Origin of the sequence: Extensimonas vulgaris (genome assembly GCF_003337425.1) — a bacterium.
Classification (GTDB): Bacteria; Pseudomonadota; Gammaproteobacteria; order Burkholderiales; family Burkholderiaceae_C; genus Extensimonas; species Extensimonas vulgaris.
Genome location: NZ_QPJU01000004.1, coordinates 68,211 through 90,641 on the forward strand (window position 1 = coordinate 68,211; position 22,431 = coordinate 90,641).

19 protein-coding genes are annotated in these 22,431 nt (G+C 64.7%); 12 read left to right on the forward strand and 7 right to left on the reverse strand.

Going from position 1 to position 22,431, the window contains the following annotated elements; translation table 11 throughout:
• Window positions 1–19 precede the first annotated feature (19 nt).
• Entirely contained in the window at window positions 20–1,156 is a 1,137-nt protein-coding gene (locus DFR45_RS07440; protein WP_114483077.1) for an acyl-CoA dehydrogenase family protein, read from the reverse strand.
• On the opposite strand from DFR45_RS07440, the gene DFR45_RS07445 reads away from it, so the two are divergent.
• The 12 genes from DFR45_RS07445 (at window position 1,124) to DFR45_RS07500 (ending at window position 15,940) form a co-directional block, all read left to right on the forward strand.
• Window positions 1,124–1,885, forward strand: coding sequence for a TetR/AcrR family transcriptional regulator (locus tag DFR45_RS07445; RefSeq protein ID WP_241659366.1), 762 nt, complete (start codon window positions 1,124–1,126; stop codon window positions 1,883–1,885). The two genes, DFR45_RS07440 and DFR45_RS07445, sit on opposite strands and share 33 nt — an antisense overlap.
• A gap of 116 nt (window positions 1,886–2,001) precedes the next feature.
• Window positions 2,002–3,636: a long-chain fatty acid--CoA ligase gene (locus tag DFR45_RS07450; RefSeq protein ID WP_338324287.1), complete on the forward strand. Its 1,635-nt coding sequence runs from the start codon at window positions 2,002–2,004 to the stop codon at window positions 3,634–3,636.
• A 49-nt stretch (window positions 3,637–3,685) separates the two neighbouring features.
• Window positions 3,686–5,287: an AMP-binding protein gene (locus DFR45_RS07455; RefSeq protein WP_114483079.1), complete on the forward strand. Its 1,602-nt coding sequence runs from the start codon at window positions 3,686–3,688 to the stop codon at window positions 5,285–5,287.
• 191 nt (window positions 5,288–5,478) lie between these two features.
• On the forward strand, window positions 5,479–6,261 hold the full coding sequence (locus DFR45_RS07460; RefSeq protein ID WP_114483080.1) for an enoyl-CoA hydratase/isomerase family protein: 783 nt from the start codon (window positions 5,479–5,481) through the stop codon (window positions 6,259–6,261).
• A gap of 13 nt (window positions 6,262–6,274) precedes the next feature.
• Entirely contained in the window at window positions 6,275–7,492 is a 1,218-nt protein-coding gene (locus DFR45_RS07465) for a CaiB/BaiF CoA transferase family protein (RefSeq protein ID WP_114483081.1), read from the forward strand.
• Window positions 7,493–7,496: 4 nt separating this feature from the next.
• Entirely contained in the window at window positions 7,497–9,479 is a 1,983-nt protein-coding gene (locus DFR45_RS07470; protein WP_114483082.1) for an acetoacetate--CoA ligase, read from the forward strand.
• 60 nt (window positions 9,480–9,539) lie between these two features.
• Window positions 9,540–10,322, forward strand: a complete 783-nt coding sequence (locus tag DFR45_RS07475) for an enoyl-CoA hydratase-related protein (RefSeq protein WP_114483083.1) — start codon at window positions 9,540–9,542, stop codon at window positions 10,320–10,322.
• Between the two features lie 130 nt (window positions 10,323–10,452).
• Complete coding sequence (locus DFR45_RS07480) at window positions 10,453–11,610, forward strand: acyl-CoA dehydrogenase family protein (RefSeq protein WP_114483084.1); 1,158 nt, start codon at window positions 10,453–10,455, stop codon at window positions 11,608–11,610.
• A gap of 11 nt (window positions 11,611–11,621) precedes the next feature.
• Window positions 11,622–12,797 carry a CaiB/BaiF CoA transferase family protein gene (locus DFR45_RS07485; RefSeq protein WP_114483085.1) on the forward strand — a complete coding sequence of 392 codons (1,176 nt, stop codon included), beginning with the start codon at window positions 11,622–11,624 and terminating at the stop codon, window positions 12,795–12,797.
• Window positions 12,798–12,830: 33 nt separating this feature from the next.
• On the forward strand, window positions 12,831–14,201 hold the full coding sequence (locus DFR45_RS07490; RefSeq protein WP_114483086.1) for an MmgE/PrpD family protein: 1,371 nt from the start codon (window positions 12,831–12,833) through the stop codon (window positions 14,199–14,201).
• Window positions 14,198–15,076, forward strand: coding sequence for an HpcH/HpaI aldolase/citrate lyase family protein (locus tag DFR45_RS07495; RefSeq protein ID WP_114483087.1), 879 nt, complete (start codon window positions 14,198–14,200; stop codon window positions 15,074–15,076). The genes DFR45_RS07490 and DFR45_RS07495 overlap by 4 nt, the downstream gene beginning before the upstream one ends.
• A 78-nt stretch (window positions 15,077–15,154) precedes the next feature.
• Window positions 15,155–15,940, forward strand: a complete 786-nt coding sequence (locus tag DFR45_RS07500; RefSeq protein ID WP_114483088.1) for a citryl-CoA lyase — start codon at window positions 15,155–15,157, stop codon at window positions 15,938–15,940.
• Window positions 15,941–15,946: 6 nt separating this feature from the next.
• Here DFR45_RS07500 and DFR45_RS07505 read toward each other — a convergent pair whose 3' ends face one another.
• From DFR45_RS07505 to DFR45_RS07530, 6 genes are all read right to left on the reverse strand, one after another.
• Window positions 15,947–16,306 (reverse strand): ComEA family DNA-binding protein, encoded by a 360-nt coding sequence (locus tag DFR45_RS07505; protein ID WP_114483089.1) that lies wholly within the window; start codon window positions 16,304–16,306, stop codon window positions 15,947–15,949.
• Between the two features lie 36 nt (window positions 16,307–16,342).
• Complete coding sequence (gene lapB / locus DFR45_RS07510; protein WP_114483090.1) at window positions 16,343–17,500, reverse strand: lipopolysaccharide assembly protein LapB; 1,158 nt, start codon at window positions 17,498–17,500, stop codon at window positions 16,343–16,345.
• Window positions 17,490–17,825, reverse strand: a complete 336-nt coding sequence (locus DFR45_RS07515; RefSeq protein ID WP_114483091.1) for a LapA family protein — start codon at window positions 17,823–17,825, stop codon at window positions 17,490–17,492. Before DFR45_RS07515 ends, lapB begins: the two co-directional genes overlap by 11 nt.
• Before the next feature lie 87 nt (window positions 17,826–17,912).
• Complete coding sequence (locus tag DFR45_RS07520) at window positions 17,913–18,272, reverse strand: integration host factor subunit beta (RefSeq protein ID WP_114483092.1); 360 nt, start codon at window positions 18,270–18,272, stop codon at window positions 17,913–17,915.
• Between the two features lie 281 nt (window positions 18,273–18,553).
• Window positions 18,554–20,260, reverse strand: coding sequence for a 30S ribosomal protein S1 (gene rpsA, locus DFR45_RS07525; protein WP_277752672.1), 1,707 nt, complete (start codon window positions 20,258–20,260; stop codon window positions 18,554–18,556).
• A gap of 125 nt (window positions 20,261–20,385) precedes the next feature.
• Window positions 20,386–22,422 (reverse strand): bifunctional 3-phosphoshikimate 1-carboxyvinyltransferase/cytidylate kinase, encoded by a 2,037-nt coding sequence (locus DFR45_RS07530; RefSeq protein ID WP_114483094.1) that lies wholly within the window; start codon window positions 22,420–22,422, stop codon window positions 20,386–20,388.
• Window positions 22,423–22,431: the final 9 nt, after the last annotated feature.

The window sequence follows — 22,431 nt, forward strand, 5'->3', positions numbered from 1 at the left end:
GTGGATTTCGGGGGTCGCATCAAAGCGTGCGGCCGATGATTTCTTTCATGATTTCGTTCGTGCCGCCGTAGATGCGCGTGACGCGCGTATCGGCAAAGGCGCGGGCAATGGGGTATTCCCACATGTAGCCGAAGCCGCCGAACATCTGCAGGCATTGATCGACGATCTTGCAGTGCAGGTCGGTAGTCCAGTATTTGGCCATGGCCGCGGTGGCGGCGTCGAGCTGGCCTTGCAGCAGCAATTCGAGCAATTTATCGACGAACACGCGCGCCACCTGCACCTCGGTCTTGATCTCGGCGAGCTTGAAGCGGTTGTGCTGGAAGTCGATCACGGGCTGGCCGAACACCTTGCGCTCTTTGGTGTAGGCAAGCGTCCAGTCGAGCGCGGCCTCGGCGCCCGCGACTGCGGCAATCGCGATCTGCATGCGCTCCCAGGCAAGCTCCTGCATGAGCAGGAAAAAGCCCTTGCCTTCGCCGCCGAGGATGTTGCTCACGGGCACACGCACGTTATCGAAAAACAGCTCCGACGTGTCCTGCGCCTTCATGCCGATTTTTTCGAGGTTGCGTCCGCGCTGAAAGCCGGGGCGGTTCGTCTCGACGAGCACCAGCGTCGTGCCCTTGGCGCCCTTGTTGGGGTCGGTCTTGGTGACCACGATCACCACGTCGGCGTTCTGGCCGTTGGTGATGAAGGTTTTCTGGCCGTTGATGACGAGTTCGTCACCTTCGCGCAGCGCCTGTGTGCGCACACTCTGCAGGTCGCTGCCGGCGCCGGGTTCGGTCATCGCAATGGCGCCTATGGCTTCGCCTGCGGCCATTTTGGGCAGCCAGGTTTTTTTCTGTTCTTCGGTGCCATAAGCCAGGATGTAGGGCGCGACGATGTCGGAATGCAGGCCAAAGCCCAGGCCGCTGGCGCCAGCGCGCGCGACCTCCTCGATCAGCACGGCGCTGTGCAAGCGCGTGCCACCGCCACCACCGTACTGTTCGGGGATCGCCGGGCACAGCAGGCCCGCGGCACCGGCCTTGCGCCAGACTTCGCGCGGCACGATGCCTTGTTCTTCCCAGGCGGCATGATGGGGGATGACCTCTTCCTCGAGAAAGCGGCGAACCTGGTCGCGGAAAAGTTCATGTTCTTCCTGAAAGATGGTGCGAGCGAGCATGACAGTCCTGTGGTGGGAGTTGAAAAGAATGAAAGGCGAGGGAAACAAGAAACCCGATCCGAGGTCAATCAAACGCTTGTTAGTTATGCTAAAGTTTACACCATGAAAAAGCCTGCTGCCGACGACCAAGTTCCTGCGCTTTCGCGCAAAGAGGAAATCCTTGCCGCAGCGGCAAGCCTGTTTCGGCAGCAGGGCTTCGAGCGCACTTCGGTACGCGAAATCGCTCAGGCGCTGGGCATGACCTCGGGTTCGTTGTTCTATCACTTCGCCTCCAAGGAAGATCTGCTCGTGATGATCATGGAAGAGGGCTTGCGCGCGATCACGCGCTCGGTGCAGCAGGCACGGGACAGCGAAGCACAACTGCCGCAACGCTTGCTTGCGATGATGCGCCGCCATCTGGCTGCGCTGCTCGGCCCGCGGCTCGATGCGATGAGCGTTTTGCTTTATGAGTGGCGCAGTCTTTCGCCCGCAGCTCAGGCGAAGGTGTTGGCTTTGCGCGATGCCTATGAGGATTTGTGGACGCAGTCTTTGCAACAAGCTGCCGATCAAGGCTGCATCGATGCGGACGTGGCGCTGGTGCGCCAGACTTTGCTCGGTGCACTCAACTGGTCGGCGCAGTGGTACAAGCCCGGTGGCCGCCTGGATATAGACACCCTCGCGCAGCGCATGTTCGTCATGCTTTTTCCACGCATGGCGGTATCGCTGCCGCAGTCGCTGGCTGTCGCCTGACAGCCCATGGCGTAGCCCAACAATAGTTCACCATACTCGGGTAACTGCTGAGACGCAGCGGGCCGAGCACCCATAAAAATACCCCTTTCCCCGCACCCTTAAGGAGACGAATGAACATGCAAAAGTCCAGCATCCCCTCGACCATGATGCAAGTGCCCCTGTCGCTCAACCATTTTCTCGAGCGCGCCGGCGTCTATCACGGCAAAAGCGAAATCGTCTCGCGCCTGCCGGACAAGTCTTTGCACCGCTACACCTACGCAGACTTCCACCGTCGCGCCAAGGCGCTCGCCGAGGTGCTGGTCAAGGCGGGCGTCCAGCCCGGCGATCGCGTGGCCACGCTGATGTGGAACCATTACGCGCACCTCGAGTGCTACTTCGGCATTCCAGCCGCGGGCGCGGTGATGCACAACCTCAACCTGCGCCTGTTTCCGCACGACATCGCCTTCATCGTGAACCACGCGAAGGATCGCTTTCTGCTTGTCGATGACGTGCTGCTGCCACTGCTCGCCCAGTTTGCCAAGGACGTGAATTTCGAGCGCATCATCGTCGTGCCGCTCACGGGCCAGCCCGTCCCCGCGCCTTATGAAGACTATGAAAAGTTCATCGGCGCCGCCACGGGCGACTTTCAATACGTCGAGCTCGACGAAAACGCCCCCAGCGGCATGTGCTACACCTCGGGCACCACGGGCAACCCCAAGGGCGTGGTGTATTCGCACCGCTCCACGGTGCTGCACTCGCTGGTCGCGGCCTTGCCTGGCGGGCTGAACATTTCGGGGGCGGACACGGTGCTGCCCGTCGTGCCCATGTTCCACGCCAACGCCTGGGGATTGCCCTATGTGGCGACGTTCATGGGCGCCAAGCAGGTGTTCCCGGGGCCGCACCTCGATTCGGAATCTCTGCTCGACCTGTACCAGCGCGAGCGCGTGACGATCACGGGTGGCGTGCCCACGATCTGGCTCTCGCTGCTGCAAACCTTGCGCTCCAATCCTGGCAAATATGATCTGGTACCGGGGATGCGCATGCTCGTGGGTGGCTCGGCGGCGCCGGAATCTCTGTTCCGCGGCTTCGACGAACTTGGCCTGGTGGTCGGTACCGCTTGGGGCATGACCGAAACCTCACCGCTGGGCACCGTCTCCACGCTCAAGCCGTGGATGCTCGCCTTGCCCAAAGACCAGCAATACGCCTACCGCGTCAAGCAGGGTATGGCGGCGCCGCTCGTCGAGATTCGCCTCATGGGCGATCATGGCGAGGTGCCGTGGGATGGCAAATCGGTCGGTGAAATTCAGGTGCGCGGCCCCTGGATCACGGGCAGCTACCACGAAACCCCGGTAAGCGAGGCCAATTTCACCGCCGATGGCTGGCTGCGCACCGGCGACGTCGGCACCATTGACCCCGAGGGTTTTTTGCAGCTGACCGACCGCACCAAGGACTTGATCAAGTCCGGCGGCGAGTGGATCAGCTCGGTCGATCTCGAAAACAACCTCATGGGCCACCCGGCGGTGCTCGAGGCCGCCGTGATCGCCGTGCCGCACCCGCGCTGGGCCGAGCGTCCGCTCGCCGTAGTGGTGCTGCGCCCCGGAATGAGCGCTACGGCCGAAGAGCTGCGCGAGCATCTGGCCAAGACTTTCGCGAAGTGGCAGTTGCCCGACGCTTTCGTGTTTGTCAATGAAATCCCGCGCACCTCGACGGGCAAGTTCCTCAAGACCAAGCTGCGCGAGATGTACAAAGACTGGAAGTGGGAGCAAGAGTAAGCGGGAAGCAGTCATCCCCATCCTCCATCTATACCAAGGAGACAAAACCATGGCCGCTTACACCTCCTCTTGCACGCCCGTCACGCAGGGCGTGCCGCCGCCAGGCGCGATTGCGCGCGTGGCGATCGGTGACTTTTTGCGCCGCTCGGCGGCACGCGATCCGCACAAAACCGTGTTTGTGCTCGGCAAACAGCGCATGAGCTACGGCGAATTCAACGACCAGGTCACGCGCTGCGCGAATGCGCTGCTGGCGCAAGGCCTCACGCGCGGCGACCGCGTGGCCACGCTGTGCAACAACTCGCTCGAATTCCTCATCGCCATGTTCGGTATCCATCGCGCCGGGCTGATCTGGGTGCCGATCAACACCGGTCTGGGACTGGAGGACGTGCGTTACATCCTCGAGCACTCGGAAGCGCGTTTCGTGCTCGTCGATGCGGCCTTGTTCGCGCGTCCAGAATTGCGCGACTTGCTTCAAGCCCAGCCCGGACGCGGCTGGGTGCTCGAGGGCGAAGGTTCAGGGTCTTTTTCGGCCTTTGCGCCCGCCATTGCCGCCCAATCAGCTATCGAAACAGAAGTGGAACTCCACGACCGCGACGTGGCGCAGATCATGTATACCAGCGGCACCACGGGGCGCCCCAAGGGCGTGATGCAAAGCCATCTGTCCGTGGTCATGGCGGCAATGAACAACGCGATCGAATTCGGTCTGTGGCGCGATGCCGTGAACATCGCCGTGCTGCCGCTGTTCCACTGCGCGCAGCACACACTGATGTGCGGCGTGCTGGCTGCGGGCGGCACGGTGATCGTGATGCGCGCCTTCGACCCCGGTGCCGTGCTCGACGCGATCGAGAACGAGCGGGTGACTTTTCTGATCGGCCTGCCGCTGATGCACCAGGCGATCCTCGACCACCCTTCGCGGCCGGGGCGCGACCTCTCCAGCCTGCGCATGTGCGTCTATGCGATGGCGCCCATGCCCGAGACGCTGCTGCGCCGCTTGATAGCAGAAATCTGCCCGAACTACGCGCTCGGCACGGGTCAGACCGAGATGTATCCGCTGACCATGGCGTTTCGCCCCGAAGAGCAGTTGCGGCGTTTCGGCTCCTACTGGGGCGTGAGCGCGCTCATCAACGACACCGCCGTGATGGACGACCAAGGCAACATCCTCGGCCCCAACGAGGTCGGCGAGATCGTGCACCGTGGGCCCAACGTCATGGAGGGCTACTACAAAAATCCCGAAGCCACGGCCGAGGCGCGCGCGTTCGGCTGGCACCACACGGGCGACCTGGGTATGTGGATCGATGGACAGATGATGTTCAAGGATCGCAAAAAGGACATGATCAAGACCGGCGGTGAAAACGTCCCTTCGGTCAAGGTCGAAGCCGTGCTGCTGCGCCATCCCGCTGTGGCAAATGCTGCCGCCGTGGGTTTGCCGCACCAGCGCTGGATCGAAGCCGTGACGGCCTTCGTCACGCTCAAGCCGGGTGCGCAGGTCGATGAAGCCACGCTGATCGCGCACTGCAAGGAGCACCTGGGCGCGTTCGAGGTGCCCAAGTCAATCCGCATCGTCGATGCGCTGCCCATGACATCGACCGGCAAGGTGCAAAAGCATCCGCTGCGCGAAAAATACCGCCATCTGTACGAGCTGGAAAACTGAACCAGCGGTTTGCCGCCCTCCCTTCGTTATGGCGGACGAGGGAGGGTGAATTCAACTAGCTGAACCTAACTAACAACTGTTCTGCTAACATAGCGGCTCCCGGTCTGCGCAAAGGCACCTCATGCACTGCGATCGAGCCGGGCGTGTTGGTCGTTTCGTTTCTCACTCTGTCCGCGCCATCGAAAGTCCCCATGTCTGCCCAAGCCTCCATTTTGTTCAACACCGATGCCGATGGTATTGGTACGCTCACGCTCAACCGGCCTGAGCAGCTCAACGCCTTCGACATGGACATGGTCGATGCCTGGCGCGCGGCGCTGGAAGCCGCGGAGGCGGATGAGCGCGTCAAGGTCATCGTCGTTACGGGGGCAGGGCGTGCGTTTTGCGCAGGCGGCGATTTTGCCGAGATGGCCAAGTTCAGCGGCATGGACAGCATGGCGCGCAAGGATTTTCTCTACCGCCACGTGCACCGTATCGCGCTGACACTCGAGCGCATGGAAAAACCCGTGATCGCGGCGATCAACGGTGCGGCGCGTGGCGCCGGCTGCGACATGGCGCTGATGTGCGACATCCGCATCATGGCGAACTCGGCCACGCTGGCCGAGAGCTACATCAACATCGGCCTCATGGCGGGTGACGCCGGCGCGTGGTTCTTGCCGCGCCTCATAGGCACGGCGCGCGCGCTCGAGCTGTTCTGGACGGGGCGCGTAGTGGGCGCCGAAGAAGCCGAGCGCATCGGCATGGTGAACCGCGCCGTGCCCGATGCGCAGCTGCTGCCCGTCACTTACGAGCTTGCGCGCACCATCGCCTCCAAGTCGCAGCAGGCCGTGCGCTTTTTCCGCCGCGCCGTCTACCAAAGCCAGACCATGGCGCTGGCCACGCACCTCGACATGGTGTCGTCGCACATGGCGGTGCTCGAAGATACGCCCGAGCACCGCGCGGGCATCGCCGCCTTTTTCGAGCGCAACCAAAAATAAGGCAGGCCAGGGCATGCAAGGCGTTTTGCACGGCATCACCGTCCTCGACCTCTCGCGCCTGATCGCCGGCCCCTACGCCGCGATGGTGCTCGCGGATCTCGGGGCGCGGGTCATCAAGGTCGAGGCGCTGGCCGGCGAAGAAGGGCGGCATTTCGGCCCACCTTTTTACGGCGAGGACAGCGTCACCTTCGTCAACTGCAACCGCGGCAAGGAGTCGATCGCGCTCGACCTGCGCAAGCCCGAAGGGCGCGAGGTGCTGCACCGCCTGATCCGCCAAGCGCACGTGCTGGTGCACAACTTCCGCCCTGACTTCGCTGAAAAGCAGGGCCTGACCTACGAGGACGTGCGCGCCATCCACCCGGGCATCATTTATTACATGGTGAGCGCATTCGGCGAGCAGACCGCGTACCGGCTGCGCCCAGCAGTGGACAGCGTGGTGCAAGGCATGGCCGGCGCCTTCTACGCGAGCGGGGAGGAGGGCGATCCGCCCATACGCATTGGCTTGCCGGTGATCGACGTGGTCTCGGGCATGTGCGGCGCGCTCGGCGTGCTCACGGCCGTGATGCACTGGCAAAAGACCGGCGAAGGCCAGCGCGTGGAGCTCTCGCTGGCCGACACCATCCTCAACATCATGGCCAACAAGTTTGGCGAGCTCGCGGTCACGCACCGGGAGCCCGTGCGCTCGGTGAACCTGCCGATCGCCGTGCCGAGCCGGCATTTCTGCGCCGCCGACGGCGCCTGGTTCAGCGTCTCGGTGGTCAACGAAGGGGCGTTCAAACGCTTCTGTGCAGTGCTCGACAAGCCCGAGTGGCTCAGCGACGAGCGCTATCACAACAATACCGCGCGGATTCGCCACAGCAAGGAATTGCTTGCCGAACTCGAAGCCATTTTCCGCACCCGCCCGGCACACGAATGGGTGGCCGCGTTCGACGCAGCCGACATCCCCTGTGGCCCCGTGAACACGGTCACGCAGGCCATGGCCGATCCGGTGCTTGGCGGGCGTTTCGTGCAGCATCCGCAAATGCCGGGCTACCCCTTGATTCCTTTTCCGGCACAGCCCGCGGCGGGCATGCGCAAACTGAGTGACATGGCGCCGCCCCCCGCTTTGGGTCAGCACACGGCGGCCGTGCTCAGCGAATTGGGCTACGCCGCGTCCGAGATCGAGCGCCTGGCGACGGCCGGCGTGGTGCGCTTGCAGGATAGCGCCAAAAAATCCTCCATGGAGCAATGACACGATGAGCAGTGAAACGCCAGAGATTCTGTGGACACCCTCGCCCGAGCGCGTCGCGAAGGCCGAGCTCACGCGCTTTCAGCAATGGCTGGAGCGCGAAAGAGGCTTGCGCTTTGCCGACTATGCTGCGCTGTGGCAATGGTCGGTCGATGACCTCGAAGGCTTCTGGAGCGCGATCGTGCAGTATTTCGATCTGCCCCTCGAGAACTGGAACGGTCAGGTGCTGACCGAGCGCAAGATGCCCGGCGCGCAGTGGTTCGTCGGCGCGCGCACCAACTATGCACGCCAGGTATTCCGCCATGCCACCGATGCGCGGCCCGCGATCGTGTTTCGCAACGAGGTGGGCGAGCGCTCCGAAATGTCCTGGCGCACGCTGCAAGAGCAAGTCGCGGCGCTTGCGCAGTGGCTGCGTGAAGCGGGCGTGCAGCCCGGCGACCGCGTGGCGGCGTACCTGCCCAACATCCCGCAGACCATGGTGGCCTTTCTGGCCGTGGTGTCGGTGGGTGCGATCTGGTCGGTGTGCTCGCCCGACATGGGCGCGCCCACGGTGCTCGACCGCTTCCGCCAGATCGAGCCCAAAGTGTTGCTTGCCGTCGATGGCTACCAATGGGGTGGGCGCAGGTACGAGCGCCGCGACACCGTGGCCATGCTGCTCGAGGGCTTGCCGAGCGTGCAGCGCTGCATCTTCCTGCCTTATCTGGACACGAACGCGCGCCCCGATGGCCTGCGCAACGCCGTGCTCTGGAGCGAAACCCTGGCCAAGCCCGCCGAGCTGCAGATCGCCGCGCTGCCGTTTGATCATCCGCTGTGGATCGTCTATTCCTCGGGCACCACGGGCTTGCCCAAGCCCATCGTGCACGGTCACGGCGGCATCGTGCTCGAACAGGTCAAGCTCATGCGCCTGCACAACGACCTCGGGCCCGAAGACAACTTCCATTGGTTCTCGACCACGGGCTGGATCATGTGGAACTGCCAGATCGGCGGCTTGCTCGTGGGCGCGACGGCCTGCGTGTACGACGGCAATCCCGCCTGGCCCGATTACGGCACTCTGTGGCGCTTTGCGGGTGACGTGGGGCTGCACTTCCTCGGCGCGAGCGCGGCGTTTTTTGCTGCCTGTCAAAAACATGGCATAGAGCCGCGCGAGATCGCCGATTTGCGCTCTTTGCGCGGCGTTGGCTCGACCGGCTCGCCGCTTGCGCCCGAGAGCTACCACTGGCTCGCTGAAAAACTTGGGCGCGAGGTTTGGATCGATCCGATTTCCGGCGGCACCGACTTTGCCGGAGCCTTCGTCGGCGGCGTGCCCACGCTGCCGGTGTATCTCGGCGAGATGCAGGGCCGCTGCCTGGGCGCGCGCGTGGAGGCTTTCAACGAGCAGGGGCAGCCGGTGATTGACGAGGTGGGCGAGCTGGTCTGCACCGCGCCCATGCCTTCGATGCCGCTGTATTTCTGGAACGATCCAGGCAACAAACGCTACCTCGAGAGTTACTTCGACATGTTCCCGGGCGTGTGGCGCCACGGCGACTGGATTCGCATCACGCCGCGCGGCGGCGCCATCATTTACGGCCGCAGCGACACCACCATCAACCGCCACGGCGTGCGCATGGGCACGAGCGACATCTACAGCGTGGTCGAAGCATTGCCCGAAGTGCTCGACAGCCTGGTCGTGGACCTCGAATACCTGGGGCGCGAGAGCTACATGCCCATGTTCGTCGTGCTGCGTCCCGGGGTTACCTTGGATCAGCCGTTGATCGAGCGCATCAAAAATGCCATCCGCACCTCCGTCTCGCCGCGCCATGTGCCCGACGAGGTGTTCGTCGTTCCCGAGGTGCCGCGCACCCTCACGGGCAAAAAGCTCGAATTGCCCATCAAAAAGCTGCTGCTCGGGCACCCGCTCGAAAAAGTCGTGAACCGTGATGCGCTCGCCAATCCCGCGAGCCTCGATTGGTTCCTCGAATTCGCGCGCCGCCGCGCCGCGCAGACGCAGTAAGGCCTGCTCCAGGGCATTTTTTCTTCACCCCCCCGCCACCCTCATCACCAAGGAAGCACCATGAGCGACAAAGAAATCATGTACGACGTCAAAAACTACGTCGCCACGATCACCATCAACCGCCCCAAGACGCTCAATGCGTTCACAGGGGACAACATCAAGGAAATGGAAAGCCTGCTGGCGCAGGCCGCGGCCGACTCCAAGGTGGGCGTGATCGTGCTCACGGGCACTGGCGAGCGTGCATTCTGCGTCGGCGGTGACGTGAACTGGGAAAAGGGCACGGGCGGCAAGAGCGGGCTGCAAGACTTGAACTTCACCTTCAACCGGCAAATCGTCGAATGCCCCAAGCCCGTGATCGCGCGCGTCAATGGCTATGCGATCGGCGCCGGGCACCATATTGCCTATTTCTGCGATTACACGATTGCAGCTGAACACGCCATCTTTGGCCAGAATGGCCCGCGCGTGGGTTCGCCCGCAGGGGGTTACATCGTCGCGCATGCGGCCAATGTGCTGGGCCACAAGCGTGCGCGCGAGCTGTGGATGCTATGCCGCCGCTACACCGCGCAGCAGGCTTACGAGTGGGGTCTGGCGAACGCCGTCGTGCCCATGGCCAAGCTCGACGAAGAAGTGCAAAAGGTCTGTGAGGAATACCTCTCGCTTTCGCCCACCTGCCTCAAAATCGTCAAACGCTCGTTCTACCACCACATGGAGCCCATCCTGAAGTACGACATGAACGACTTGATCAAGGAAGTCGCCCCGAACTATTTCAGCACCGGCGAGCAGCAAGAAGGCGCGAGCGCCTTTCTCGAAAAACGCAAGCCCGATTTCAGCAAGTTCCGTTGATTGCAATAGCTATTTTTTAGATAGCTGCTTGCGCTTTATGGACGGGCGCTAAGGGCTGTTTTTGTTCAAATTTGCCAAGTGCCTTTGGCAATCCGCCCAGTCGTGTCCTTGGCTTACCTTCGTTTCCAAAATGACCACCACCGAACGCTACCCCGAGTTGCGCGCCGCGCTGCGCGATCTTTTCAAGCGCTTTCCTGACGAATACTTTCGCAAAATCGACGAGGCCCGCGGCTACCCTGAGGAATTCGTCGATGCGCTCACGCAGGCCGGCTGGCTCGCCGTGATGATTCCGCAGGAATACGGCGGCGCGGGGCTCGGGCTGGCGGAGGCTTCGGTGGTCATGGAGGAAGTCAACCGCTGCGGCGGCAACGCTGGCGCCTGCCACGGCCAGATGTACAACATGGGTACCTTGCTGCGCCACGGCTCGCCCGAGCAAAAGCGCCGCTACCTGCCCAAGATCGCGAGCGGCGCTTTGCGCCTGCAATCCATGGCAGTGACCGAGCCCACCACCGGCACCGACACCACAAAAATCAAGACCACGGCGACCAAGCAGGGCGACCGCTACGTGGTCAATGGCCAGAAGGTGTGGATCTCGCGCATCCAGCACTCCGATTTGATGATTCTGCTTGCGCGCACCACGCCGCTCAAGGACGTCAAGCGCAAGTCCGAGGGCATGTCGATCTTCATCGTCGATTTGCACGAGGCGATTGGCAAGGGCCTTACCGTGAAGCCGATCCGCAACATGGTCAACCACGAGACCAACGAGCTTTTCTTTGACAACCTCGAAATCCCCGAAGAAAACCTCATCGGCCAGGAAGGGCAGGGCTTCAAATACATCCTCGACGGGCTGAACGCCGAGCGCACGCTGATCGCCGCCGAGTGCATAGGCGACGCGCGCTGGTTCGTCGAGCGCAGCGCCCGCTATGCGCGCGAGCGCCGCGTGTTCGATCGCCCCATAGGCCAGAACCAGGGCGTGCAATTCCCGATTGCCGAGGCGCACATCGAAACCGAAGCCGCCGACCTCATGCGCTGGCGCGCCTGCGAGCTGTTCGACGCGCACCAGCCCTGCGGCGCCGAAGCCAACATGGCCAAATACCTTGCCGCCAAGGCCTCGTGGGAGGCCGCGAACACCGCGATCCAGACGCACGGCGGCTTCGGTTTTGCCTGCGAATACGACGTGGAGCGCAAATTCCGCGAAACGCGCCTGTACCAGGTCGCGCCGATCTCGACCAATCTGGTGCTGAGCTACGTGGCCGAACACGTGCTCGGGCTGCCGCGTTCTTTTTGAAGGGGACTCGCATGCGTCCCTTGGAAGGAATGCTCGTCGTCACGCTCGAGCACGCGATCGCCGCACCGTTTTGCACGCGCCAGCTCGCCGACCTCGGCGCGCGCGTGATCAAGGTCGAACGCCCCGGCGAGGGCGACTTCGCGCGCGCCTACGACAGCCGCACGCACGGCCTGGCCTCGCACTTCGTCTGGTGCAACCGCTCCAAAGAGAGCCTGACGCTGGACCTCAAGCACCCCGAGGGCCGCGCCATCCTGCAAAAGCTGCTGGAGCGCGCCGACGTGCTGGTGCAAAACCTCGCGCCGGGCGCAGCCGCGCGCATGGGGCTGGACCACGCGCGCCTTGCCGCGGTGAACCCGCGCATCGTCGTGTGCGGCATTTCGGGCTACGGCGACGGCGGCCCCTATACCGAGAAAAAAGCCTACGACCTGCTGATCCAGAGCGAATCGGGGTTCGTGTCCATCACCGGCACGCCCGAGCAGCCCTGCAAAGCCGGCCTGTCGATCGCCGACATCGCCGCCGGCATGTACGCCTACAGCAGCATCCTCGCAGCCCTGCTCGAGCGCGGGCGCACGGGCCAGGGCCGGCAGATCGAAATCTCCATGCTCGAAGCCATGGCCGAGTGGATGGGTTATCCGCTGTACTACACCATAGACGGCCAGCCGCCGCCCGTGCGCGCTGGCGCCGCGCACGCCTCCATTTACCCCTATGGCCCTTTCACCTGCGGCGACGGCAAGCAGGTCGTGCTCGCCGTGCAGCACGACCGTGAATGGGCCACGTTCTGCGAAAAAGTCCTGCAGCGCCCCGACCTGGTGCAGCCCTACCTCGGCAACGCCAAGCGCCTGGCCGAGCGCGAGCAGCTGCGCGTGGTGATAGAGCAGGTCTGCGCCACGCTCACCGCGGCGCAGCTCGTCGAGCGCCTCGACGCCGCGCAGATCGCGAACGGCCAGCTCAACGAGATCGCTGACCTCTGGCAGCACCCGCAGCTCGCCGCGCGCGGGCGCTGGACGCAGATCGATTCTCCCGCGGGCCCGCTGCCCGCGCTCTACCCGCCGCACCACCTGCAGGGCAGCGAGCCGCCGCCCATGGGGCCGGTGCCGGCGCTCGGTGCGCACACCGAGGCGATCCTTGCCGAACTCGGCTATGCCGATGCCGATGTCGCGCGCCTGCGCGCCGCCAAGGCCATCTAAGAGCGCCAGCCATTGTGTAGAACGACTGATTCCATGACCGAAAACGCCACCCCGAGCGCCACGCTGGCCGCCTTTGCCGCGGGCCTGCAGTTCGACGCCATTCCCGCTGCGGTGCTGCGCCGCACCGAAGACCTGTTCCTCGACTGGTTCGCCTCAGCCCTCGCGGGCAAGGGCGCACGCCCCGTCGAAGCCATCGAAAGCTATGCGCGCGCCATGGGGCCCGCCGACGGCAGCGCCGAAGTGCTGATCTCGCGCCGCATGACCTCGCCGCATTTCGCCGCCATGGCCAACGCCGCGGCCTCGCACTACGCCGAGCAGGACGACGTGCACAACGGCTCGGTGTTCCACCCCGCGGCCGTGGTGTTTCCGGCGGCGCTTGCCGTGGCGCAGGAGCGCGCCGCGAGCGGGCGCGAATTTCTCACCGCCGTGGTAGCGGGCTACGAAGTCGGCATTCGCGTGGGCGAATTCCTCGGGCGCTCGCACTACCGCATCTTCCACACCACGGCCACGGCGGGCACGCTCGCCGCGGCCGCTGCTGCCGGGCGCCTGCTCGGGCTCGACGCCGCGACCATGCTGCACGCCTTCGGCAGCGCCGGCACGCAGGCTGCGGGCTTGTGGGAGTTTTTGCGCGACGCGGCCGATTCCAAGCAGTTGCACACGGCGCATGCAGCTTCGAGCGGCCTCGCATCGGCCTACCTGGCGCGCGCGGGCCTGACCGGCGCGCGGCAAATCCTCGAAGGCCCGCAGGGCATGGCCGCCGGCATGTCGAGTGACGCCGATCCCGCGCGCCTCACCGACCAGCTGGGCACGCGCTGGGCCACGGCAGAGACCTCGTTCAAATACCACGCCTCGTGCCGCCACACGCACCCGAGCGCCGACGCCTTGCTGAGCCTGATGCAAACGCACGGCCTGCAGGCCGACGACATCGAAAGCGTGACCACGCTCGTGCACCAGGGCGCGATCGACGTGCTCGGCCGCGTGACGGTGCCCAGCACCGTGCACCAGGCCAAGTTCTCCATGGGTACCGTGCTCGGCTTGATCGCTGAGTACGGCTACGCGGGTCTCAACGAATTCGAGCAGCACTTCCTGAACCCGCGCGTGGCCGCGTTTCGCGACCGTGTGCGCATGGAGCTCGACCCCGAAGTCGATGCCGCCTACCCGCAGCGCTGGATCGGCAAGGTGCTGGTGAAAACGCGCGACGGCCGCACGCTGAGCGCGCGCGTCGATGAGCCCAAGGGCGACCCGGGCAATACGCTCACGCGCGCCGAACTCGAAGACAAGGCCCAGCGCCTGGCCGCCTACGGCCGAGCCGCGACGCCCCAGGAAATGCAGGCATTGATCGCGCGCATCTGGACCATTGCCGACGCACCACACATCGGCCGCTGGCTGGCCCCCGCAGCATGAGTAGCAGCACCCCCGCATTGCCGCCGGCGCTGCCGCGCACTTACTTGTTCGTCCCCGCAGACCATCCCGAGCGCATCGCCAAGGCGCGCGCGAGCGGTGCCGACGTGGTGATCATCGACCTCGAAGACGCCGTGCCCCCCGATGCCAAGCCGCGCGCGCGCGAGGCGCTGGCCCAGGTGCTCGACCAGGCCATGGCCCAGACGCCCACGCAAGGCGCCGGCTCCGGGGCGGTTTTGCTCGTGCGCATCAACGCCGCGGGCACGCCCTGGTTCGAGGACGACCTCGAACTGTGCCGCCACCCCGGCGTGGACAGCATCATGCTGCCCAAGGCCGAGGGCATAGACGAGGTCTGCGCGGTGGTCGAAACCACGTTCAAGGACGTCATCCCCATCATCGAATCGGCGCGCGGCGTGCACGAGACGGCGCAGGTTGCGCGCGTGCCCGGCGTGGTGCGGCTGGCTTTCGGCAGCGTCGATCTGGCGCTTGACCTGGGCATAGACTGCGCGCCCGAGGGCGAAGAAATCGAACTGCTGCCGTTTCGCGCGCAGCTCGTGCTCGCTGCGCGGCTCGCCGGCCTGGCCGCGCCCATAGACGGCGTCAGCACCGCGATCCATGACCTGCCGCGCCTGCAAAAAGACGCCGAGCGCTCGCGTCGCCAGGGTTTTGGCGCCAAGCTGTGCATCCACCCGCAGCAGATCGCCACCGTGCGCGCCGTGTTTGCGCCGAGCGCCGAGCGCGTCGCCTGGGCGCAGCGCGTGTGCGCGGCTTTCGACGCGGCAGGCGGGGCGGCCGTGGCCGTCGATGGCCAGATGGTGGACTTGCCCGTCTACCAGCGCGCCCGCGCCGTGCTGCGCGATGCGGGATTGCTGGGCTGAAAGCCGGCCCACGCCAGTCCGAAGACCGTATCACCCACGCGATTTTTCATTCACACTGACCGAACCAGGAGTCTCCCCATGGCCCGCAAAAGCAAACCCATCCGCTCCGATATCGCCTGGAGCACGCCCGACCGTATCGAAGTGCGCGGCAAGAGCCTGCCCGACGAACTGCTGGGGCACATTCACCTGGGCGACATGGCCTTTTTGCAGATCCTCGGCCGTATGCCCACGCCGCAGGAGTCCAACGTGTTCAACGCCATCGCGGTCACGCTGGTCGAACACGGCATCACGCCGAGCGCGCTGGCGGCGCGCCTGACCTACGCTGGTGCGCCCGAAGCCTTGCAGGCCGCCGTGGCCGCCGGCTTGTGCGGCCTGGGCAGCGTGTTCGTGGGCAGCACCGAGGGCACGGCCAAGATGCTCTATGAAGCGCTGCCGCCAGGCACCCAAGGCGCCGACCTCGAACGCATCGCCGTCGATACCGTGGCCGCCTACCGCGCGCGCGGGCAGATCATCCCGGGCCTGGGCCACCCGCTGCACAAACCCGTCGATCCGCGCGCGCCGCGCCTGTTCCAGATTGCCAAGGACAACGGCTTTTCGGGCGACTACATCCGCCTCGAACAATTGATCTGCGCAGAAGCCGAGCGCGCCGCGGGCAAATCGCTGCCCGTGAACGCAACGGGTGCCATAGGCGCGATCTGCTGCGAGCTGGGCCTGCCGTGGAAAATCGTGCGCGGCATCGGCGTGTTTGCGCGTGCGATCGGCCTCGTCGGCCACATCCTCGAAGAGAGCAACAACCCGATCGCCGTCGAAATCTGGCAGCGCGTGGAGGACGAGGCCACGCAGCACATCCGGCCGCAAAGCTGATTTTGCTTACCGAGCCGGCGGCACTTCGGCGGCTGCTCGGTGTTTGTCGCGCGCGGGCTTGCCTGGCGGGGCCTCGAAGGGCTGGCCGTTGACCGTCAGCCCCTCGGCCGAGAGCCGCGCCGCCGAGCGCGGGCCTACGCCGGGCACGCGGGCGAGGAAGTCGCTCCAGTCTTGAAACGGCGCCTGTTCGCGCGCCGCGAGGATGCGCCGCGACAGTGCCGGGCCTATGCCTTTGAGGCCATCAAGCTCGGCCACGCTGGCGCGGTTGAGTTCGATGGGGCCCGCCTCGGCAGCGAATGCAGCAGCCGCGCCAAGACCCAGCAGGGCGTACACCAGAATGCACGTGGATACGATGCGCTGCAACATGATGGGGTGCTCCTTGCGTCACTTCTTTGGCTGGATTCACAGCTCCTCGACGCGCCGCGGCGGGTAGCTGTCCCACGACTGGCAGCCGGGACAGTGCCAGAAATGCTGGCGCGCCTCGAAGCCGCAGGCTGCGCAGCGGTAGCGCAGCAGTGGCTTGGTGGCGTGGTCGAGCGCACGCTGCACCTGTGGGTGGAACTCCTCATGCGCGAACTTTTCCGTGCTCAGCCATTGCGCTGCGGCGACGAGCGAGAGCTCTGTGTCCAGGTGCTTGACCCACCACTGGCGCGCCTTCTGTGGGTTGTCCGATTGCACCGCCTCGAGCGTGACGATGGCCTGCAGCAGGTCGAGCGCAGGCGCCGCAGCGTAGTGGGTGCGCAGCAGGGCGAGCGTTGGCTCTACCTGGCCCGCGGCTTGTGCCACCTCGGCCAGCAGGGGGGCCGCCAAAGGCAGTGCAGCGGGTGCGCGTTCGGCGAGGGTTTGTAAGCTTGCGAGCGCTGCGGCGCTGTGCCCTTGGGCATGCTGCATTCGGGCGAGCTCCAGGCGCGGGCGCGGTGCATCGGGCGCGGTGGCCGCTGCTTGCTCTAGCAGCGCCAGCGCGGCTGGAGTGTCGCCCGCGGCGTGGCGCGTCTGCGCCTGTTCACACAGGTAATGCGCGAGCCGCGTGCTGAAATCGCCCTGTCCGGCGGCATGGAGCTTGTGCGCGATCACTGCGGCCTGTGGCCAGTCGCGCGAGCGTTCGTAGAGCGCGAGCAGGGCCAGGCGGGCCTGCGCCTCGAAAGCCGTGCCTTCGAGTGGCAGCAAAGCAGCTTCGGCGCGGTCCAGCAGCCCGGCCTTGAGGAAGTCCAGCGCCAAGGCGTACTGCGCGCGTTCGCGGTCGCCCTGGCTCAAGTCGCCGCGCGCGATCAGGTGCTCGTGCACGCGCACGGCGCGGTCGTACTCGCCGCGACGGCGAAACAGGTTGCCCAGGGCAAAGTGCAGTTCGGAAGTGTCGGGGTCGCTTTGTACGGCTTCGATGAAGGCGTCTATGGCTTGGTCTTGCTGCTCGTTGAGCAGAAAGTTGAGCCCTTTGAAGTAAGCCTTGGGGGCGCTGCGGTTTTCGGTGCGCAGCTGCCGCAGGTCCATGCGCGAGGCCAGCCAGCCCAGCATGAAGGCCAGGGGCAGCCCCAGCAGCAGCCAGCTGAGGTCAAATTCCATGGAACGGCGGTATTTCTGTAGCAGGGGAGGGGGACGAGTGCACTGCGCTGGATGGTGTAGCGGAGATGGCGGCATCCGGCGTGGCTTGAGCATGCAGCGCCTGCATGCGCTGCGCCGCACGGCGGTGTTTCCACCAGCGCGGCACCATCACGAGCATGCCGCCGACGAGCCCCAGGGCAAAAGCGGCCAGCACCACCAGCACCAGCGGGGCGCGCCACTCCATGCCGAAAAAGAAATGCACGGTGGCATCTTGCTGGTTGTTCAATGCAAAAGCGAACAGGGTGAAAAAAATGGCTGCCTTGAGCAGCCACAGGAAGTATTTCATGCGCCTCTCCGATGGAGCTGCGATTGTAGAAGGGGGCGCGCCGGCCTGCGTTCTATCACGACATGCAAATGCGGTGAATTTGCGGCGTCAGCGCCCATTTCGTGAGCCCGAAGAGCTCCTTTTTTGGGAGCTTTGCGGGAGCGCATCACCGTCCTGTGCAGATGCGGGGCGCAGGTCGACGGCTTCGCGCAGGGCCTTGCCGGGTTTGAAACGCGGCACGCGCCGCTCGGGGATGGCCACGGCAGCGCCACTGCGCGGATTGCGTCCTATGCGGGCCGGCAGGTGGTTCACGAAAAAACTGCCAAAGCCCCGAATCTCGATGCGCTGCCCGTGCACCAGCGCGTTGCCGAGCGCATCGAGGATGGTCTTCACGGCCTGTTCGGCATCGTGTTGCGTCAATTGATCGAAGCGCTCGGTCAAGGCTTCGACGAGTTCTGAGCGGGTCATGGCGTAGCCCCTGAGAGCGATAAGGCATGAGAAAAAAACGGGCGCACTAGCAGCCTGTCGGACTTTGGGCGTCGAAAGCGAGAAGGCGCCCCAGCGAGGCCAGTTTTTGCCGGGTTCGCCGCCCCATAGCGGGACTATGGGGCAAGAAGACGGTAAAAAATGGGCCGCTGCGGCGCATTCGCAGCCGACGATTCCAAAGTCCGACAGGCTGCTAGGCGCCCGCGATTGGAGAAAAGGCATGCTGGAACGCAGAGCGCCCGCATACCCTACACGGCTTACGCTTACTTTTCGGCAGTGTCGAGCTTGGCGCGCAGCAAGGCGCCCAGGCTGGTCGTGCCGGCGTTTTCGCGGGCAGACTGTTGCGTGAGGCTTTGCATGGCCTCTTGCTGATCGGCCATGTCTTTTTGCCGGATCGACAGCTGGATGTTGCGGTTCTTGCGGTCGATGTTGGTGATGACGGCCGTGACCTCGTCGCCCTCCTTGAGCACGTTGCGTGCGTCATCGACGCGGTCGCGCGAAATCTCGGAGGCGCGCAGGTAACCGACGATGTCTTGCCCCAGATCGATCTCGGCGCCCTTGGCATCGACCGACTTGACCTTGCCGGTGACGGTCTGGCCCTTGTCGTTGACGGTCACGAAGGTCGTGAACGGGTCTTGGTCGAGTTGCTTGATGCCCAGGCTGATGCGCTCGCGTTCCACATCGACGGCGAGCACCACCGCTTCGACCTCTTGGCCCTTTTTGTAGTTGCGCACTGCAGATTCACCGGGCTCGTTCCAGGACAGGTCGGACAAGTGCACCAAGCCATCGATGCCGGCGGCCAGACCGACGAATACGCCGAAGTCGGTGATCGATTTGATGGGCCCCTTGACGCGGTCGCCACGTTTGGTGTTTTGCGCAAATTCTTGCCAGGGATTGGGCTTGCATTGCTTCATGCCCAGGCTGATGCGGCGCTTGTCTTCGTCGATTTCGAGCACCATGACTTCGACTTCGTCACCGAGCGAAACCACTTTGCTCGGGGCGACGTTTTTGTTGGTCCAGTCCATTTCGGAGACGTGCACCAGACCTTCGATACCGGGTTCGAGCTCGACGAAAGCGCCGTAGTCGGCGATGTTCGTGACCTTGCCGAACAGGCGCGTGCCGGCCGGGTAGCGGCGCGATACACCCATCCACGGGTCGTCGCCCATTTGCTTGAGGCCGAGGCTGACGCGGTTTTTCTCGGTGTCGAACTTGAGCACCTTGGCGGTGATTTCCTGGCCCGGTTGCACCACTTCGCTCGGGTGGCGCACGCGACGCCAGGCCATGTCGGTGATGTGCAGCAGACCGTCGATGCCGCCCAGGTCCACGAAAGCGCCGTATTCGGTGATGTTCTTGACCACGCCGTGCACGATTGCGCCTTCTTTGAGCGTTTCCATGAGTTTGGCGCGCTCTTCACCCATGGAGGCTTCGACCACGGCGCGGCGGCTCAGCACCACGTTGTTGCGTTTGCGGTCGAGCTTGATGACCTTGAATTCCATGGTCTTGTTTTCGTACGGCGTGAGGTCTTTGACCGGACGCGTATCGATCAGCGAGCCCGGCAGGAAGGCGCGGATGCCGTTGACCATCACGGTGAGACCGCCCTTGACCTTGCCGGTGGTCGTGCCGGTAACGAATTCTCCCGTTTCGAGCGCACGCTCCAGGCTCATCCACGAAGCCAGGCGCTTGGCCGTGTCGCGCGAGAGAATGGTGTCGCCATAGCCGTTTTCGATCGAGCTGATGGCCACCGAGACGAAGTCGCCGACCTGGACTTCGACTTCGCCCTTGTCGTTTTTGAATTCTTCCAGCGGGATGTAGGACTCGGATTTGAGTCCGGCGTTGACCACGACGAAGTTGTGTTCCACGCGCACGACTTCGGCGGTGATGACTTCGCCCGGACGCATTTCCGTGCGCTGCAGGGATTCTTCGAAAAGGGCGGCAAAAGATTCTGACATGGGTTTCCTTGCCGCAAACAGGTTTCCGTCAGCACCATTGCTGCCGTTTTTAGGGCTGCTTGCGGTCGTTTGTGCGGCTGGGCCGCGGGTTGAAGTGGAGCTGCATCCTTGATTTGCAAGGCTTTGCAAACCGGCATGCAACGAAATCAGCCCTGCGCACCGAGAGCGAAGGGCTGACGCTCCTGCCACCAGACCCACACCTGCTCGACGGTTTGCTCTATCGTCAAATGGGAGTTGTCCAGCACCAGGGCATCCTGCGCTGGCTGCAAAGGCGCGACGCTGCGCGTGCTGTCGCGTGCGTCGCGCGCCTCGAGGTCGGCGCGAAGGTCTTGCATATTAGCATTAAAGCCTTTAGAAATCAACTGCTTATGGCGCCGCTCGGCACGTTCGGCCACGCTTGCAGTCAGAAAGACTTTGAGCCGGGCGTCAGGGAAGATCACGGTGCCCATGTCGCGTCCGTCGGCGACCAGGCCGGGCACGCGCCGAAAACCATGCTGCAGCGCGACGAGTGCCTGGCGCACGGCCGGCAAGGCGGAAACGCGCGACGCGTTCATGCCGGCTTCTTCGGTGCGGATGGCGGAGCTCACATCTTCATCGCCCAACAGGATACGCTCGCCTTCGAAGCGCACAGGCAAACTCTGCGCCAGAGCCGCGATCTGCGCTTCGTGCGCGGCGTCAATGGCAAGACCGCTGCGCAGCGCCGCAAGCGCCGTGATACGGTACATCGCGCCCGAGTCCAGGAAGTGGTAGCCCAGGCGCTGCGCGAGCCGCGCCGCCACCGTGCCCTTGCCCGAGGCCGTGGGGCCGTCGATGCAGATCACGGGGATGTGCTGGGGTGCGGTCTGCACGACAGAGAACAGCGTCTCGAAGTAATCAGGAAAGGTCTTGGCCACGCACTTGGGGTCTTCGATGCGCACGGGCAGGCGCGCCGGGTTGAAGGCCGCGAGTGCAAAGCACATGGCCACGCGGTGGTCGTCGTAGGTATGGATGCTTGCGGCGCGCCAGTCGGCCGCCCGTGCGGGCGCGGTGATGCGCAGAAAGTCCGCGCCTTCTTCGACCTGCGCGCCGAGCTTGCGCAGCTCGGTCGCCATCGCGGCGAGGCGGTCGGTTTCTTTGACGCGCCAGCTCGCGATGTTGCGCAAGGTGGTCGTACCCTCGGCGTAGAGCGCCATCACGGCGAGCGTCATGGCCGCGTCGGGGATGTGGTTGCAGTCCAGCTCCAGCGCCTGCAGGGGCCAGCGGCCGCGCTGTACCTGCAGCCAGTTGGGCCCGCCCGTGACCTGCGCGCCCATGGCGCGCGCGGCCTCGACGAAGCGGATGTCACCTTGGATCGAGTCCAGGCCCAGCCCCATGATTTTGATGCCATTTTGCCCCTCAGCGCTTGCTGCGATTGCGCCAAGAGCTATGAAATAGCTAGCAGATGAGGCGTCGGCCTCGACGTGGATGCTGCCGGGCGAGCGGTAGCGGCTGCCTGCGGGGATGGTAAAGCGCTGCCAGTTTTCATGCGCCACCTCGATGCCAAAGCGCGCGAGAAGCTGCAGCGTGATCGCGATGTAGGGCTTGGAAATCAGCTCGCCCTGCACCTCGATGTGCACGTCCTGCTGCGTGGCGACGAGCGGTAGCGCCATGAGCAGGGCGGTGAGGAACTGGCTCGAGACGTCGCCGCGCACGCGGATCGGCGCCTGCAGCGCGAGCGCGGGCACGCCTTGCGCGTGCGCGATGCGCAGCGGTGGATAGCCTTCGTTGCCCAGGTAATCGATGCGGCAGCCGAGCTGGCGCAGCGCATCGACCAGATCTCCAATGGGGCGCTCGTGCATGCGCGCAACGCCAAAGAGCTCGAACTCGCCGCCGAGCAGCGCCAACGCCGCCGTGAGCGGGCGCATGGCCGTGCCTGCGTTGCCGAGGAAAAGCCGTGCCGGCGAACGTGGCGCGTGCGTGCCGAGCCCGGTGATGCGCACGCTGTGCGGCTGCGCGCCCGGCTCGACTGCGCAGCCGATGTCGCGCAGCGCAGCCAGCATGACGCGCGTGTCGTCCGAGTCGAGCAGGTCGTCAATGGTGGTCGTGCCCTCGCTGAGCGCGGCAAGCAGCAGCACGCGGTTGGAGATGCTCTTGGAGCCCGGCAGTTGCACCGTGCCGCCCGCGGTAGTGAGCGCAGGCAGGTCGAGGAAAGCGGTGGCGTACATCGGCGCTGC